Source organism: Desulfolithobacter dissulfuricans (genome assembly GCF_025998535.1).
Classification (GTDB): domain Bacteria; phylum Desulfobacterota; class Desulfobulbia; order Desulfobulbales; family Desulfobulbaceae; genus Desulfolithobacter; species Desulfolithobacter dissulfuricans.
The window spans coordinates 2,371,671-2,389,256 of record NZ_AP024233.1; the positions used below are offsets into that span (position 1 = coordinate 2,371,671).

Here is a 17,586-nt window from a genome sequence, read left to right on the forward strand (position 1 = left end):
TTCTACGACTCCAGATAAAAAATAATCTCGGAAAGCTCTTCCATGGCCTCCCGGGCGGCATCGGCATCCCCGGCATCCAGCGCCTTGCTGACATCCTCTATCAGGTTGACCAGATCTTCGCGATCCTCTTCTCCTGTCGTATCGAGCAGACCACGAGCCTTTTCCAGCAGGGACTGTGCTTCTCTGTTTAACTTTTCGTCAACCTCACCGGTTCCTGATTCGTTTTCCGGCAGGACGTCGTCCTTTTCCTGGTCGCCAAACAGACTGAAAACCTTTGCCCTGGCTCTGGCAAGGGACTGATCGTTTCTGTCGGACAGCGCGTTTTCAATAATAATGGATTTTTCCAGTCCTGTTGCCTTTTCCATGGCGCTGACCTGCAAGATACCGTTGATATCCAGGGAAAAGGTCACGATGATTTCATTGCCGCCGGCAGGGGTTGCAGGCCGGTAACCCTGAATCTGCCGACTTCAATATTGTCAAGGGCATCGGCTGCCTCTCCCTGGTAGACCTTGACTTCAACCTCCTTCTGACCGTCAACAGCAGTAAAAAATACCTCGCTCCGGGTAACCGGTATGGGGGTATTCTTTTTGATCAGGGGCACAAATGCTGTCAGGGAAAAAGCCCCATCCACTTCCCCGATGGCGCTTGTACCGAAAGTATACGGCGTGATGTCCACCAGGATGGCCCTGACCTCCAGGCCGCCGATCATGGCGCCCTGCAGTGCAGCGCCGCAGGACACGCACAGTTCCGGGTCCAGTTCGTGGCGGGGAGCAAAACCGAACTCCTTTTCCAACCGCTCCTGAACCAGCGGGGTCCGGGTGGAGCCACCGACGAGAAGCACCTCGTCGATATCGGCCATCACCATATCCGCATCCCTGAGCACCACGTGCACACCATCCATGGTTTCCTCCACAAGAGGAGTTATCATCTCTTCATAATCGTGCCGGGCAAGTTCCATATTCAGATGATAGGGGGCGCCATCGACCTGCAGCAGATATTCCTCCTCGACTTTGGCAAACGGCTTGAAAGAGAGCTGTTTCTTGGCATCTTCCGCCGCCCGCCGGATCCTGGCCAGCGCCTGTATGTCAAGCTCCTGGATCCCTGTTTCTTCAGCGACCCTCTCCCTGAGCACCTTTTCCAGAAGGGCGTCAAAATCATCACCGCCCAGGGCGTTGTTGCCGTGACTGGCCACAACCTCGATCACGTCATCCTCGATCATGACAACGGAGACATCGAATGTGCCGCCGCCCAGATCGTACACCAGAACCTTTTTGTTGCTCTTGTTGCTGGATTCGTACACCAGGGTCGCGGCGGTCGGCTCATTGATCATCTTGACGACTTCCAGCCCGGCAATCTCTCCCGCCTCCCTGGTCGCCTGCCGCTGAATATCCGAAAAAAAGGCGGGCACGGTGATAACGGCTTTTTTCACTGGCCGGCCAAGATATTTTTCAGCGGAATTTTTCAGTTTCCGCAAAATCATGGCCGAGATTTCCTGGGGCGTGTAATCCCTGTCTCCGAGGCGGATATTTTCCGGTGTACCCATCATCCTCTTCACAGATTTCACGGTCCGCTCGGGATACACAACATACTGGTTCCGGGCCGCAACACCGACAAGCAGCTCCCCTGTATCGTCCAGGCCGACATAGGACGGAAGAATTTTGCCATCTTCGCCCTCGATAACGGTTACGGAACCGTTTTCATAGACCGCCACTTCCGAATTGGTGGTGCCCAGGTCAATACCGACTATAATCTCACTCTGTTTCACCTAACGCTCCCGATGTTTGTTGACGATCACCTCCGCTGGCCGCAGCAGCCGATCCCCCTGCATGAATCCCTTACGTACCTCGCGCAGCACATGTCCATCCGGCAGGGAGTGATCTGTACTGAACCCGACCGCATGCATGGTGGCCGGTGTAAAGGTTTCCCCGACAGGCAAAACGTCCACCCCGCATTGTTTCAGCAGGGCAAGCACCCGTTCGGCCAGCATCTCCTGTCCCTGTACCTGGGCCTGAATCCACCGGCGCTGCCGACCGTCGCCGGACAGACGTTCGAAAAAGCCGGGTTCCGGAGGGGCCTGCTCCATGGCGGAACGGATTCTGTCGTAGAGATCCATCAGGCCATGGACAGGAACAGACTGTGTTTCGCCGGTTTTCCGCTCTTCCTTCTGTCTGCCCAGGCGCTGCATCATGTCCCGCAGGTCCTGGTTTGCCCCGTCCATGGCCATAAACGCCTGGCGAAACTCATCCAGGGCTGTTCTGACCTGGCGCGATTCGATCCGCACCTCGTTTTTAAGGCCCGAGAGTTCGGTGAACAATGCATACATATCCACCGGCTCCTGAGCCGGTTCAGGCTCATATCCTGTTTCCAGGTAATCGCGGAACCGTTCAACCAGTTCCTCCTTCAGGTTCTCGTCCATATTATCTGTCTTCTTTCCCTAATACGCGTCGAGCCGGAAAAACCGGCAAAAGGTTTCCAGGCCGGCAGCCATGCCCTTTTCAATCTCTTCGGACGAGTACTCGGCCTGCCGCACTTGCTTCTTGAGAATCAGCCCTGCGATATCTTCCGGCCTCGGTCTCTCCAGGTGAAACAGCCTGTACCTGACCCTTGCCTTTTCATCCCTGATCAGTTCATAGGCCCGGCGTATTCTTTCAAACTCCCGGGGAAACCGTTCAGGGGGACAGGAACGCACCTTGGCGAGATAGGCCTTTTTAACAGTACCATCGTCAGAGTCTTCAGGTATGCCAAGAATATCAAAGGGAGTCTGCATGTCATCACTCCAGATCGTCGAACAGGTTCATCTGGTGCCACTGCGGCTTTTCGTGCGGTTCATCGTCATCGACATCCTCGGTCACGGCCGACCAGGGCAGAGGAAATACTTCGTTTTCGTCCTCCTCAATCATTTCGTCATACGGAAACAGTTCATCGTCTTGTGCAAACAGATTCCATGCAACCTGCTCCGGCAGAAGATCACTCACCCTTTGAATGAGTTCATGTTGTCCGGCGTGGAAAAGCTGTTCAAAGAGTTCATCGATATCATCCAGTGTCAAGGACTGCAGTTTTCGACGATTTCCGCCCTGAACCAACCCGATCAGCTCATAGGCCCTCCACTCCGGAGCATCGGGATAACGCTTGCGCATACCCCTGCCGAACCGCGCAAGGGCCACATGGAGTCCGGCCATGTCAAGGGCCTTGCCGATCATCCGGCCTTCATCCCGCTGCCAGTCCATACCGGCACATGTGGAAACATATTTTTTCAAAGTGGCCACGACATCCCGGAGAGCCTGCCATTCATCGGCAGGAGACGAGACTATCCATTTCATAAGCCTGAGAAATTCCCCGGTGTCGACCGCATTCTTTGCCGCCTGCCGCAGAGCACGGTCAAAGTCACGCCGGTACTTGACAGGGACTCCCATGAGGCGGCCTTCCAGCGATACCAGCACATGGGACAACAGCATGGAAGGATTTTCCTGCCGCCCCTGCTCGATCAGGTCCAGGCCCTTTCTGTCCTTTTGCAACAGGAGCAGCATTCCCCGGCAGATCAGGTTCCGTCCCTTGAGACGGATAGATCTGACCCGGAATGTGATGGCATCCAATTCCCTGTCAGCAAGGTCAAATTTTTTCTTTCCGGCCAGTTTCCGGGCATGGGCCAGGTGCGATTGAGCCATGAAATCCATGGCATCGGTATTGATCGGATCGATTTTCAGGACCCTGGCCGCCAGACGGGCTGCCTTCCTGTGCGCATTTCTCTGCCCGGCACGGCGCATTGCCTCAAGAAGAATGGGCACATTGTCCGGTAATTGTTCAACAGCATCATTGATAATTCGATACCCTTTTTTTTCCTCACCAATCCGGTAGGCCAGGCGATAGGCCTCTATCCATGTCTCATGGTCTGCCGGGTCATATTCGAGACTTTTCCGCAACATGTCGAGCCTGACATACTGATCTTCCGGCTCCCCTATCTTTTCAAGCAATTGCGCCAGGTGCCTCAACACGAGGGCCCTGACCAGGGGATCGACCTCAACACCATGCCTGTCCAGCTGCCCGAGGTAATCATACCAGTATTCACAGGCTATATCCGGCAGCAGTTCAATTTCTGCCGCCAAGGCAAGCAGGCGCACTTTCTCCAGCAAATCAAGCCCGGGAAAATTATCGACAAGAGAGACAGCCCTGGAATGGCAAAAGGGTGCAAGCGCAAGCAGCACTTGACGGTGCTCTGCCGGAGTAAACAATGCCTTGTGCTTCTTCACAAGCTGATACAGCGGGTAAGGGGCAATATCCGGTTTTGCCAACTGCTCGAAAAAATGTTGCTGGTGCTTTTGCAGCCCATACCTGTTGGCAAGTTGTTCTTTCTGCCGGCTGTCGGCCCGGGCAAATTCCTTAAAAAATTCAACAGGATCGTCATACCGGGACAAAAGACCTGCAACATAGGGATAATAGGGAGAGTCCTGCCTGATTCGGCGAAGGATCCTGAAGGCTTCATCCTGATTGTCATGCCACCGGATACATCCGCTCAACAGGAGGCGCAGGTCGCGGTAGGGAGAGCGGAAAGGTATTTTCCTGAGCGCTGTGTGCAGAATATCCGCCTGGCCGGCCAGGTAGGCGGCAACCGCTTTTTTCGCCTCGGGATAATGGCGCAGCACAGGAGAACCGGCGGCAAAATCATCTTCACCGAGTTGACCGCTGAAAAGCAGCAAGGCCCCAAACAGTTCCTCCAGGCGCTGCCGCTGGCCCGCCTCCAGCTTATTTTCGTCAAGCGTTGCAAAAAGCCTGGCAGCCTGAGCGTACCGGCCGCTTCTGATATCGAGAAGAAGACGGGTCTTGACCGCAGCATCCCGTCCACAGAAACTTTCCATGTTTTCCAGCAGCGCCAGGGCCTCCTTGTACATCCGATCAGCAGAAAATTCTTCTATCCTGCCGTGATACGCCCTGGCAAGCAATCTCCGCAACTCATCCTGGTCCTTGTGCTGCCGCTCTTTCTTCAGGGCCTGCCGGAAAAACTCTATGGCCTGCCGGAACTTGCCGGACTCCAGGTAACCCTGACCTCGTCTTTTCAATTCATCCGGGGATAATTTTCCGATCGTGGAACCCTGTTTTTTTTTCTTTCTCTTTTTCTTTCTACTCATCCGCACGTATTCCTCAACACTCGAGATCGTAACAGGTTACTGGATTACCAGCGATTCATGGGCAAGCAAAATTCCGTGATATGGCAGGGAACCATCGGGTATCCTTCGTAAATTTTTTTCGTCAGATTCGACGGCCCAGGCCCCGGCGGCTGTGCGCCGGAACAACATTATAACATTCTGAAAAATACTCTGCGGCTCATTTTTTCTCGACAAAGCCCGGAAAGGTCGATTTTAGCAAACCTGGATATTCGGTATGCCTGACAAAGATTATACCTGTCAAACATAATGGTTGTCTCGGCTGTTATCCACGAGGAAGGGAATGATGCGGCGGAATTCCGGCTTCCCTGTCTCAGGTCTGTTCTGTAACAGCCTGCCGGCCCAGCAGTTGTCGGTAAATGGTTGTTACCTGTGCAGCGACCCTTTCCTGGGAAAAACTCTTTTCCGCCATCTCCCGACCCCGGCGGCCCATTTTCTGACGCAGGGCTGCATCGTCTATAAGCTGTTTCAATGCTTCAGCCAGGCTTTCCGGGTCACGGACCGGTACCAGGAAACCGTTTTCACCATCTTTAACGGCCTCCCGGCAGCCGGGGACATCGGTGGCGACACATGGTCTGCCGCAGGCCATGGCCTCCAGGAGCACCTTGGGCAACCCCTCGCGGTAGGAAGGCAGGCAAACGATACTGGCCCTGACAAGGGTTTCAGGCATGTTATTGCTCTTTCCCCACCACTCGATTATTCCCTGTTCTGTCCATGCCGTAATATCTGTGTTCGATACGCTCCCCGGGTTGGCCGGGTCCGGATCGCCAACCAGGACAAACCGTGCCGCCACTCCCTGGTCTTCAAGCAAACGGGCTGCTTCGACAAATTCTTCCACACCTTTCTCCCGGAGGAGACGCGCCGCCAGCATAACCACGGGAACGCCCTCTGGTTCGGGGCCGGGACAGAACCGGGCCAGGTCAACTCCTGCTCCCCGGATCAGGCAGATGCGTTCCGGAGGTACGCCCGCTTTCTGAAGCAGGTTCCGATCATCGGGATTTTCGACAAGTATCCTGCCACGAGCGGCTATAACAACTATAAGCCGCTTGAACATCCACCTGATAAATCCGCCACGGTTTTCGGCAGAGAACAGAAAGCCCATACCGGTAAGGGCTGCCACAATATTTTTTGTACCTGCAAACAGGGAAGCGAACCAGCCAAGCATGACAAGTTTCAGGGAAATCAAATGGACAATATCCGGTTGCTCCTTTCTGAAAACCCGAACGAGCCTGGTGATGGCGCCGAGTTCTTTCAAGGGGTTGAGGTTACTCCTGTCTATATCGATAGGAATAACCTTAACCCCCATCGATTCAATTTGCCTTTTCTTACCAGACAGCCGGGTAACCAGAGTCACTTCGAAACCAGACTCGAGAGCAGCCAGGGCCATCGGCACCCAGTGGGAACAGAAGAACCAGTCTTCGGACACGAGAAATAAGATTTTTGACATTTTTAATACATCGATAAAGATATCGTTCGATCAGGAATGAAAAGAATAACCGAACAGCTCTATCTCTTCCCTGTAAACGTTCGCGACAATATTTTCTGACACCTCATCATAATGTGCACGATACCCTCCGCCTGAACCTTTATTTTTATGCGGTAAGGAGATATTACAAGCGCCTATCTTTCGGCATACATACTTGAAATCTTCATCAAGATTTTCAAAACGACCTATAAAATCAAGAGGGATTTCTCCTTTAAAATTTTTCAGATAATGAACCTGGCTCCTAAGCATCCTTTTGCCGGCCCATTTACTTATAAACTGATTAAATGTACAGTTTTTATCAACACCATAATTATGCATATGAATTTCATCATTCATAATATTTCTATACATAGAGTAAATCCTTGCCCATGGATTACGGACAAAAGTAAATTTAAAATAGGAACTATACTGTGATCTATTAACTGTAATCTTGTTATTTGTATTTGTATTTTTATGAAAACGAGCTATATATATTCTTTTTGCGAGCTCCATGACATTGTCTTTCGACAAAAACAATGCCAGATCAAGAGAGAGAGGCTCAATCATTCTGATACTTCTGTGATCCTGCATATCTCTCCCCTCATAGCCATCAAAATGACCCAGGGCATCTTCTATGCTTGTACCCGCACATTTCGGTATGTGTATAAAGATACATTTATATTTATGTGAAATCATATCCGGTCCCTTACCGGTGGTGCCACTCATGCACACAACTGTCTATACAAATCTGCGTATGAGCCGGCGATCACATCCAGTCTGAAATTTTCCCGTATCCGCGCCCGGCCTCTTAAGCCAAGCTCCTTTCTTTCCTGCGCAGGCATCTTCAGAAATCGCTCTATCCCGTCAGCCAGGGCTGTTGCGTTTCGTGGCTCGACAACAGCTCCTGTATCGCCGACAATCAGTCCTGAATCGCCCACATCCGTCACCACGCACACCACGCCACAGGCCATGGCCTCACCGATGACCATGGGAAAGGCCTCGCCATAAGAAGAAGACGAAGAATAGACATCGAGGGCCGCCATGATGGCTGGTATGTCATTGCGCCTGCCTGGCAGATGAAAGCGGTTTCGCAACCCGGCACCATCGATCCATTCCGATAATGCACGGTTCTCCCAGGAAAGACCCTCTCCGCAGAGCAGGAATTGCACATCCGGAAATCTTTTGTGCAGCAGCGTAGCCGCTTTTATGAAATTTCGGTGGTCCTTCTGCGGATGGAACCGCCCTACCATGCCAACGAGCAGGGCCTGATCATGAATGCCCAGTTCTCGTCGTACCAGAGCACGTTTTCGCGCATCGGGCCGGAACCTGTCGGTATCAAATCCGTTTGGAATGACCACCATCCTGGAACCATCATAGCCGATCCCGACGTGTATCTTCCGCGCTACCTCGGCACAGCAGATGATTTTCCGGGGTAACCACCGGGACAGGCCCGCACAGGCCCGGGCTGTCCAGATGGTGGACCTTTTGGTTTCCTGGGGATCGAGATCACTGTTATGAATGCCCCAGGCCACCGGAAGATTGCCCGCCATCTTTGCCGCAAGCCCACCGATAAGGTCCGCGTGGTACATCCAGGTCTGGACCAGGTCCGGCGCGGCGCGGCGGAGCCTGCGGGCAAGAGAGAAAATGGCAACCGGGTCCGGAACCCCCGGCCGCATGCCAAGGGCCTGCACAGGTATGCCGGATTGCATTATTCTCTCGCCGATGGGCCCTGTATCCATGAGTGAAATGACTTCCGAACTGAAAACAGTCCTGTCCATGGCGGACAGAAGCTCGCAAAGCATCATCTCCGCACCGCCGGTGTCCAACCCTGTTATGATATGAACAATTCTGAGAGGATTTTTTTTCATTTTAAACAACCTGTCTGCTGACCATGCGGCCGGCAACTTTCCCCAAGCAAAATCTCCAGGTACTGGTCAATTATCCTGGCTGAGGAAAAGTCTTCCGCCCGTTTCCGCAACAGAGAGGGGTCCGGAGGATTTTCAATCGTTTCCACCATGGCCCGGGCCAGGGCTTCAGGATCGCCGACAGGGACCAGATGCCCGTATCTGCCATTTTCAAGGATTTCCGCAGGGCCGCTGGGACAACTGGTGGCAACTACCGGGGTGCCCAGGGCGATGGCCTCGAGAAGGGCATTGGGAAGCCCTTCCCAGCGGGAAGACAGAACAAAGAGCGAGGCATGCTTCATGAACGGGTAGGGATTACTGACAAACCCTGGCAGTGATATATCGTTTTCCAGGTTCATGCTGGTGATCAATTTTTCCAGCTTCTGCCTGTCCTCTCCTTCGCCAAGTATTACCAGCCTTGCCTCGAGCCTGGCCCTTGCCAGCGCAAATGCCCGGACCAGGGTCTGGAAATCCTTTTGCTCGGTCAACCTGCCAGTGCCGAGAATAACCGGGGGCCCTGGCTCCCGGAACCAGGGATGATCATTTTTTTCTTTCGCCCTGGCAGAAATGGTCTGCAGATCAAGCGGGTTGAAGACGACGTGCAATTTTGCCGGCGCAATACCTGCATGCCGACTCAAGTCCTCGGCAGAGCCCCTGGAATTTGCAATAACCGCGTCTGCCCGGGGATAAAAAAAACGGGTAGCCAGAGGCAGGAGCCTGCCGCGTAACTGCCTCGTGTTTTCAGCACTGATTCCCATGGTGTTGGCCTCCCGCACAGCCAGCAATCCAGGAGCGATTCGCGCAAATTTCCGGGCCCAGATGGCAATGATATTGGCATGAGCCATGGTGGCCAGCATGGCCCCTGGCTGTTCACGGCGAAGATATCGCACCAGGGCCGGCAGACTGGTGACAACGCGGGATGCTTTCAGGTCGATAACCCGGACATCGGGTGAGATTTCATCCAGGTATGGCCCTTCGGCCCGGGCCAATACCAGGTCCACTCCGATTCCCCTGCCCGCGAACCCGTTTGCCAGGGTCACCATGACCCGCTCTGCTCCGCCCCCGCTCAGGGAAGGCAGATAGAGAGCTATATCGCAAGTCGCCACAGGCACCCCATCTTTGCACGGTCGCGCCAGCCCGCATAGGGAGGCTATAGCGGTCAGACACGACTGCACAAATCCGGGGCACCTGAGACGACTTGCATTCTTTCCATTGAAATATTGGTCTGGCGCACACCCTGTGATCAGATACGCTATATCGATCTTCCTGGCAGACATCACCTGTTCTCTTTTTCAAGCCAGGCCTGGAACATCAGGAAGTCCCACAGGTAGTAGTGCCACGGGAAACGTCCTTCCAGGTGCTCCCTCCACATTTTCCGTATCGGTTCAGGGTGAAAGAAACCTTCCCGGCGCAACCGGTTTTCATCCAGCAGAGCCTCGGCCCAGTCCCGCAGAGGACCACGCAGCCAGTGCCTGATCGGCACCCCGAACCCCATCTTGGGACGGTCCATGATTTCCCGTGGCACATAGCGGTACAGGACCTGGCGCAGCAGCCACTTGCCGTGCCCGTTTCTGTACCTGAATCGCATGGGGAGGCGCCAGGCAAACTCGACAATCCTGTGATCCAGGAGAGGAACACGGGCCTCCAGGCTGACGGCCATGGTGGCCCTGTCCACCTTGACGAGGATATCGTCGGGCAGGTAGCTGATGGCGTCCATGTACATCATGTATTCCCGAAAATCCGGCAGATCCACCATTTTTCCATGGCAGTCGAAAATCGTTTCAGGCTCGCTGCCTCCGAGGACAAGCGCTGCCGGATCCTTGGCATGCGACACCAGCCGCCGGTAGAAGGACGCACCTGACCGCTGGCTGACGATTTCAGCCAGGTTGGGCAACCGGTATGCCAGTTGAGGGACCTGAAAACGTTTTGGCAGAAACCGCATTCCATTTTCCAGCGACCGTCCCGGCAGCTTCTCCATTGCCAGGGCCATCACCCGGCGCACGGGATATGGGACGCGGCGCAGGACCCGCCAGATCCGCCAGCCGTTGAAATAGCGCCGGTAGCCAAAAAAAAGTTCATCCCCACCATCTCCGGAAAGGCTGACTGTTACATGGCGCCTGGTGAGTTCACTGACCAGGAAAGTAGGAACCTGGGATGAATCCGAAAACGGCTCGTCCCACATCAGCGGCAGCCTGGGGATCACCTTCATGGCGTCTTCCGGGGTCACGTAGAGCTCGGTATGCTCCGTTCCCAGGTGCCGGGCCACGGTCTTTGCGTGTTCGGCCTCGTTGTATCTCTTTTCATGAAAACCGATGGTAAACGTCTTTACCGGGCGGGTTGACCGGGCCTGCATCAGGGCGACAACCGTACTGGAATCGTATCCACCGGAAAGAAAGGCCCCCAGGGGGACATCGGCAACCATCTGCCCCTGCAGGGACTGGTCCAGCAACCGCTCAAGTTCCTGGACGGCCTCGTTCTCATCCCCGGCAAAGGGATTGTGCCTTGCCTTTTCTATAACGTCTCCAAGCTGCCAGTACGGTTTTATGACCTCCTGCGGATTACCGGCGTTCAGGCTTAAACAGAGAAAATGACCGGGAGCCAGTTTGCAGATACCCTGGTAAATGGAACAGGGTGCCGGTATATAACCGTGGCGAAGATACAGGGTCAGTGCGTCCCGGCTGACCTCCCCGTTGAAGGCGGGGTGTGCCCTGAGTGCCTTCAGCTCGGAGCCGAACAGGAAAAACCCCTGCTGCCAGCCATAATACAGCGGTTTTTCGCCCATGCGGTCCCTGGCCAGGACCAGTACTTTCCGTCTCTGATCCCAGAGGGCCAGGGCAAACATGCCGACAGCGGCCTGCAAGGTACGTTCAACACCCCAGGCCTCAAAACCGGCCAGCAGCACCTCGGTGTCAGATCTTCCCCGCCAGTGCGGAGCGTTGCCTTCGTTCTCGAGAGCCTGTCTCAGCTCCTGGAAATTGTAGATCTCGCCGTTGAATACCAGGGCAAGACGACCTGAAGCGGAACGCATGGGCTGATGGCCCGCCGGAGTCAGATCAATGATGGCCAGCCGGCTGTGGGCCAGGGCAACACCGCTTTCCCTGTCCACCCACACCCCGTGGCTGTCCGGACCGCGGTGATGCAGAGCGGCGATCATGCCCGAGACAATGCTATCCAGTGCAGGGCCTCCGCCCTGCCGGCTGTCTATGAAACCGGCGATTCCGCACATGGCGTCTCCTGAAAGTGCATGAAAATATGTGTCATCCCGGACAGGTTGAATTTCTCCTGAATCCGTGATGGAAAAATTATTGTTTTTCTGATTGCCACCGCATCTCAGCTTGAAGAGAAGACACCAACGCCTGGCGCTACTTCGTCGGCTGTCCGGTCACCTGCGTGACACCGCAGCGCGGTGATCACGAGTTTTTCTCCAGGTAGAGAGAAAACAACTCCACCCACATCTTGCCAATCCGCTCCATTGCAAAACGCTCCCTGGCCTCAATGGCACTGGCAGCGTAACGGTGACGCAGATGTTCATCCCCCATCACTTTTGCCAGTGCCTCGACCAGTGCTGCGTGGTCATCCTGGGGCACCAACAATCCATCGATTTCGTGGCGCAGGATGTCACGCGGCCCGGTGTCGCAGTCCACGCTGACCGCGGGCAGGCCGTGGGCCAGGGCCTCGACAAGTGTGTTGGGAAATCCCTCGAAACGGGATGTCATGACGTAGAGATCCGCCGCCTCGTACCACTCGCCGATGTTACCCACCGTACCGGGGAGAAACACACGGTCTTCCAGGGCGAACCCGGAAACCTGTTTTTCCAGCTTGCTCCGGCAGTTCCCTTCGCCCACGATAGCCAGGCACCAGTCCGGAAAGCGGGGCGCCAACTCGGCAAAAGCGGCCAGGAGACGATCAAATCCTTTTTCCGGACCCAGGCGGCCGGCAGCCAGCAGGATGTTACACCCGGGGGTGGAAGCCGTGGCCTGCACTGGCTGCACCCGGGGCTCCTGAAGGGGCAAAGGGTAAAAAACCGGGTTTGGAATCACCGCCACTTTTCGCACTCCGGCCCGTGCCTGGAGCCATTGCGCGCTTTTTTCGGTTTGCGCCACCACTGCCGCAAGGTGCGGGTAGGTCCTTCTCCTCAACCACGCCCAGACCCGTCCCACGGGAAATTCAGGCGGATAGGTGCGCTCCGAGCCAATAGCCGGGATGCCGGTGCCGGCAGCAGCGATGGCCAGCAGGCTGCTGGCACCGTTCATCATGCCCAGCGCCACGTCGGGCTTCTCCTGTTTGAGGACCTGGCGCAGGACTCGAACACGATGGAGGTTATGCCTGATTGCCGAAAGCGCACCGGCACTGACCGCATCGGCCCGCAAAGCGATCCGGCGGACATCCGGGTGGAGCTCAAAAAAATCCCGCTCCCGGCCCGTCATGGTGACGATGGTTATTTTGCAGTTCTTCGCGGCCCAATGATTAGCCAGATTGGCCGTGACACGTTCAGCGCCGCCGGCGGACAACGAGTGGATGAAGATGAGCACATGCATCGGCAATAAGATTTTGATTCAAAGTACAGAGCCAAACAGCGCCGCCATTGCTGACGAAACAGTATCTGTACTGAAATGAGCGCACACTGCAGCTCTTCCACGCTTTCCCATATCCCTCGCCGCATCTCTGTTATGGTACAGATACTCCAGGGCATCGAACCATTCGTCATCGGTTCGGGCGCCAAAGCCAACGTCACCCCTGCCCAGGACCTCTGCGTTCATTCCCACCGGGGATACCACGACCGGGATGCCGCATGCCATGTACTGAATCATTTTGAAACTGCATTTTCCCCGTGTCCATTCGTTGTCAGCCAGAGGCATAATACCTGCGTCCATCATCTGAATGGACTGAACCTCCATGGATTCGGACCATGGTATGAACTGTATGCTTCTGCCCCTGATGCCGGGCAGGTCCGGTGCCTGATCAGACACTACCAGCAGCCTGGCATCACCATATTTTTTCATAAAACGGCTGAGTACCGCCTCGATATCCTTCAGGTATACCTGATTAATCTTTGTGCCGACCCAGCCAATGGTAAAAATATCATTTTCACTCTTTTCCAGTGGCCTGAACGAGTCCACATCTATTCCTGTCGGCACGATGACAACATTTTTATTGTATGCAGAAAACCAATCGGCAATATATGTATTGCCCGCTGCAACAGCGCCTGCTATCCCGGCAATCCTGCGGATAGCACCGTTGTCCTTTTCCTGTAACCAGATGGCATCATCAACGTCAAATACAACAGGCTGCCTGAGGAATTTTTCCAGCGTCATCCGCCCGGGCAGCAACTCCCGCTGCAGCCATGTCACATCATATCTTCCTGTGCCATACACGTGTGAACACCTTGACAGGACTTTCATCCCCTGCCACGCGGCAACAAACGGAAGCCTGGCATATCCTGGCCATGAATCTATACCTGAAGGTACCTTCGCGTAGGCACTGATAAATGGAAAATATTCCGTCACATCTATGTCGTAGCGCTTCAATTTCCCGATATTCTGGCGAACACGGTACCGCGCCGAGGGCACAAAACGCCCCTGGGTGAGAGCAGCAACACGTATCATGACCCGTTCCTTGCCCATACGGTCATTCGACCGGTCTGGCCAAGCTGGCTCAAAAACCAGGCCAGAGGATAAAGAACCTGGTGCCACCTTCCTGCATTTTCGGGAAAACCAATCAGCTTTGCCCCCACCCTTTCATAACCTCTGTCACGAAGCACATACCCGGCACTGGGAAACAGATTACTCAACACACGCTGGTGATGAATTTTTACCGGAGACCAGCCGCTTGTCTGCAAAACCAGGCGTATCGTCCGCGGAGTATAGTGGTACAGGTGGGTCGGCAACTGAAGCGCATACCATTTTTCTTTAAAAATTTTAAACTCCAGAGCGCCGGCGTTTGGCACCGATAGTACCAGCCAGCCTCCGGGCCTGGTCCATTCACGCAATTTTTTCAAACCGCCAACAGGGTCATGCAGGTGTTCGGCCACCATCCAGCCGACAACGAGATCAAACAACTGGCCGGGCGCAGGAGCGGTTTCAAGAGGTCCCGCATGCACATGATACCCAAGCTGAGCGGCCGCCATGGCCGCTTTGCGCGAAAACTCTATGCCCTCCACCCGCCAGCCTTGCTGAGCCATGCGGTGCATGAACGAGCCGGAGGCGCAACCCAGCTCCAGCATGTTTCCCGCTGGAATCGGCGGCAGTGCAGTGGTTTTGTAGTCGACAAGAGCCGACACAACAGGCCTGAGCAATCTTTTTATGACGGATGAGCGGCCCGGTGCTTCCGGCCGGACCCGGGTCCCTGCGTAGGGGCCGTAATCATCGGGATAGTAGAAACCGATGGCCTCGGGCGCGGGCCTTGGATTGGTGCGCATCAGACCGCATGTGCGGCATTTAACGACTGTAAACGTGCCCGGAAGATCATGCAGTAAATCTTTCCCCTCGAGAACAACGTTATCACCCCTGCACAGCCGAGGGGACAACCGACATCCTCGAGCAATACGCCGCCGGACATATTCATGCAAGAACACCCTTCTTGAAAAAATACTGTTGTATCAAAAAATTAGCCATATAATAGATACTTGTCGCCAGGGCCAGCCCCATTACCCCCCATAGATAAAACGATACGACCTTACATGGAATATAGAGCGTAAAACTGACAACAGATATCCTGGTGGGCGTTCTTGTGTCACCACAGGCATAAAATGCGGAAGATGAAATCTGCCCCAGGGCGCCTCCTATGAAAACACCTGAAAGCCACATCATAATCCACCAGAGATCTGTTACATTTTTTTCACTCAACCGGCCAATACCAACCAATAATTCAAGAACAAGTTGTCCGACGGTGCCAAGAGCGAATAACCCGAAACAGGAAATGGCGGCTATCTGGATAAGTTTACGGATATATAGTCGCCTGAACTCATCTCTTTTTCCAGACTGGTGCAACCTGCTGAGGCGAGGGACCATAGGGGCTGCGACAGCCTTGTTCAGCACCTGGTTGACAGCGCCATATATCCTCTGGGCCAGGTAATAGAGCGACAGGCTGCCAGCCTGGGCCATCGACAACAGCATACGGTCGACCACGGGATCTGTCTTGTAGTACGCTGTTCCCAATATCAATGGTTTGATACGCTGCCAGGATGTAACCACAAGTTCACTTTTCAGCGCCGGACGGGCAGGATACCCCATACCCGGCAGCAACAGTACAGTCTGCAGGGCCAGTCGCAGGACACTGATCCAGGCGGCAGCGACCACACCAAAGCGCGGAAGAGCCCAGGTCAGCGCCAGGAAGCCGATCACGCTTGCCAACAGCGGTGTACATTCCGCCCAGACGAATCTCTGCCTGGCGTGGTACGCCGCCCACTGAACTCCATTGACAGCCGAAAAGACCATGCCGATCAGCTGAATACGGGTCAGTCGTACGGTCAGGTCCATCCCGCCTTCGGAAAAACCCGGAACGGTGACAGGTACCCACCAGGGAGCGGTGACAAAAAGCGTCATAGCCAGCATAGTGAATGCGCCGCCGATCAGAGCAAAAAAACTCCATGCGTCACGTCGCAGACACTCTTCGCCTTCAATGGAAAGAAGCGGGACCAGCACATGCATCAGCGAGCCACTGATGATGGCCAGCGTCAACTGGGGTATTGTCATGCCCGCAAACAGGGCATCTGTCTCAATACCCGGGCCAAGCCGCGTGAGAACATACCACTGATACAGGAACGCAATGCCGATACTCATCGCCGAGAGCGTACCGAGGTGAACGGCCTGTTTCATGACTAACCTTTCGTACGGATTTCCGACGAGTTCCTGGCGCGCAGATCGTTACAGGTATCCCACCGTTGGAGCCTGACCTTCCCTGCAATCTCTGTCACCTGCTCCCCATCCATTCCGGATACCGGAGCCGGCGGCAAGTGTTCACAGGCACCACATCTTCGCGCGATCGATCCCGTCCGCATAGGCAGGCTATCGGCATCTCCCTTCGGTTGCTCACCTGCGGCCGGTCACGCTTACGAGAATCTGCGGCACATCTGAACACGTACATTTTTCCCTGTAATTTTGGTCTGATGCTCATCGTGTGATCATTTACAGCTGGCGATAATCACAGCCGGACCATCCATTCGAATAGACCGAAAGGTGAATCTACCATTACCGGAATCTTTTGGGAATGTGATTATCATCAAGGCTCTGTAATCCCATGGGCTTTGATTTCAAAGACCAGGAATGCCCCCGGGTGGACCAGGCAGGCCTGGTAAGTTGCGCTCCCCTATGGTCAGGTAAGCGAATGGTCATGTCGTCGTGTTCGTGCGGAGCAAAGAGGCCAACCATGAAAATGTTCCCAAAACGCTTCGCAGGGCGAAACTGAAAAATGCGGCCGCCGGGTTGGTCGCTCCTCAACTCGATGCACAGGAAGGATCTGTTTAACCGATGAATATAACAAGATTTCTATGCAAATGCGCCTTGGTCATCCAGGATACGCAGCGATACCGCACTTGTCAAATATTATGCAATGGTTATCGTACCTGTTAGAGGTAATGAAGCTGTAGCAACCTGTTAAAATGGACAACGGAGGGTACAATGGCAACTGTCATCACCGCAAGCTTTGGGCAGGAAAACACCTTGAAAAACATTGTCGACGACCTGGTTAATATCGGTCTCCCAAGCGAAAAATTTTTTGTTGACGCTGCTGCAGTACAGATCAAGATAATTTGTGCACCAAGCGTAGAAAAAGAAATTTTTGAAGTGATAGAGCGGCACAACCCCACGACAACACAACGCCATGAACTCAAGGAACAAGGAGAGGCAAAGGTCATTACAGCCACCTATGGGTCAGAGGATACACTGAAAAACGTTGTCGACGATCTTATCAATATCGGACTTCCCGCCGAGGAGGTCTATGCCGATAAAAAAAGCAAACAGGTTAAAGTGATTACCGGGTCCGCCATTGAAAGGGAAATCCGGGAAGTACTGAGTCGGCACAATCCCAGCGAGATATGTTAGCCGACAAAGACCTGCTC

At 54.4% G+C, this 17,586-nt stretch carries 13 protein-coding genes and 1 pseudogene; 1 reads left to right on the plus strand and 13 read right to left on the minus strand.

What is annotated here, in order from left to right; all coding sequences use genetic code 11:
* Positions 1–2 precede the first annotated feature (2 nt).
* The 13 genes and pseudogenes from GF1_RS10510 to GF1_RS10570 all read right to left on the minus strand — a co-directional run bounded on the left by GF1_RS10510 (position 3) and on the right by GF1_RS10570 (position 16,345).
* A pseudogene (locus GF1_RS10510) lies at positions 3–1,765 on the minus strand (Hsp70 family protein).
* Positions 1,766–2,416, minus strand: coding sequence for a nucleotide exchange factor GrpE (locus tag GF1_RS10515; protein ID WP_267926509.1), 651 nt, complete (start codon positions 2,414–2,416; stop codon positions 1,766–1,768).
* An 18-nt stretch (positions 2,417–2,434) separates the two neighbouring features.
* Complete coding sequence (locus GF1_RS10520) at positions 2,435–2,767, minus strand: J domain-containing protein (RefSeq protein WP_267926510.1); 333 nt, start codon at positions 2,765–2,767, stop codon at positions 2,435–2,437.
* 4 nt (positions 2,768–2,771) lie between these two features.
* The gene (locus tag GF1_RS10525; protein ID WP_267926511.1) at positions 2,772–5,123 is read right to left on the minus strand and encodes a tetratricopeptide repeat protein; all 2,352 of its coding nucleotides are present in this window, start codon (positions 5,121–5,123) and stop codon (positions 2,772–2,774) included.
* A gap of 349 nt (positions 5,124–5,472) precedes the next feature.
* Positions 5,473–6,606 carry a glycosyltransferase family 4 protein gene (locus GF1_RS10530; RefSeq protein ID WP_267926512.1) on the minus strand — a complete coding sequence of 378 codons (1,134 nt, stop codon included), beginning with the start codon at positions 6,604–6,606 and terminating at the stop codon, positions 5,473–5,475.
* A gap of 30 nt (positions 6,607–6,636) precedes the next feature.
* The gene (locus tag GF1_RS10535; protein WP_267926513.1) at positions 6,637–7,350 is read right to left on the minus strand and encodes a sulfotransferase family 2 domain-containing protein; all 714 of its coding nucleotides are present in this window, start codon (positions 7,348–7,350) and stop codon (positions 6,637–6,639) included.
* On the minus strand, positions 7,347–8,492 hold the full coding sequence (locus tag GF1_RS10540; protein ID WP_267926514.1) for a glycosyltransferase family 4 protein: 1,146 nt from the start codon (positions 8,490–8,492) through the stop codon (positions 7,347–7,349). Before GF1_RS10540 ends, GF1_RS10535 begins: the two co-directional genes overlap by 4 nt.
* Positions 8,489–9,640, minus strand: coding sequence for a glycosyltransferase (locus tag GF1_RS10545; protein ID WP_267926515.1), 1,152 nt, complete (start codon positions 9,638–9,640; stop codon positions 8,489–8,491). The genes GF1_RS10540 and GF1_RS10545 overlap by 4 nt, the downstream gene beginning before the upstream one ends.
* 164 nt (positions 9,641–9,804) lie before the next feature.
* On the minus strand, positions 9,805–11,754 hold the full coding sequence (asnB, locus tag GF1_RS10550; protein WP_267926516.1) for an asparagine synthase (glutamine-hydrolyzing): 1,950 nt from the start codon (positions 11,752–11,754) through the stop codon (positions 9,805–9,807).
* A gap of 184 nt (positions 11,755–11,938) precedes the next feature.
* The gene (locus GF1_RS10555; RefSeq protein WP_267926517.1) at positions 11,939–13,066 is read right to left on the minus strand and encodes a glycosyltransferase family 4 protein; all 1,128 of its coding nucleotides are present in this window, start codon (positions 13,064–13,066) and stop codon (positions 11,939–11,941) included.
* Between the two features lie 18 nt (positions 13,067–13,084).
* Positions 13,085–14,134: a glycosyltransferase family 4 protein gene (locus GF1_RS10560; RefSeq protein ID WP_267926518.1), complete on the minus strand. Its 1,050-nt coding sequence runs from the start codon at positions 14,132–14,134 to the stop codon at positions 13,085–13,087.
* Positions 14,131–15,096, minus strand: a complete 966-nt coding sequence (locus GF1_RS10565; RefSeq protein WP_267926519.1) for a class I SAM-dependent methyltransferase — start codon at positions 15,094–15,096, stop codon at positions 14,131–14,133. Before GF1_RS10565 ends, GF1_RS10560 begins: the two co-directional genes overlap by 4 nt.
* Entirely contained in the window at positions 15,089–16,345 is a 1,257-nt protein-coding gene (locus GF1_RS10570; protein ID WP_267926520.1) for a lipid II flippase MurJ, read from the minus strand. The genes GF1_RS10565 and GF1_RS10570 overlap by 8 nt, the downstream gene beginning before the upstream one ends.
* Positions 16,346–17,146: 801 nt before the next feature.
* Here GF1_RS10570 and GF1_RS10575 point away from each other — a divergent pair.
* Positions 17,147–17,569 carry a hypothetical protein gene (locus GF1_RS10575; RefSeq protein WP_267926521.1) on the plus strand — a complete coding sequence of 141 codons (423 nt, stop codon included), beginning with the start codon at positions 17,147–17,149 and terminating at the stop codon, positions 17,567–17,569.
* Positions 17,570–17,586: the final 17 nt, after the last annotated feature.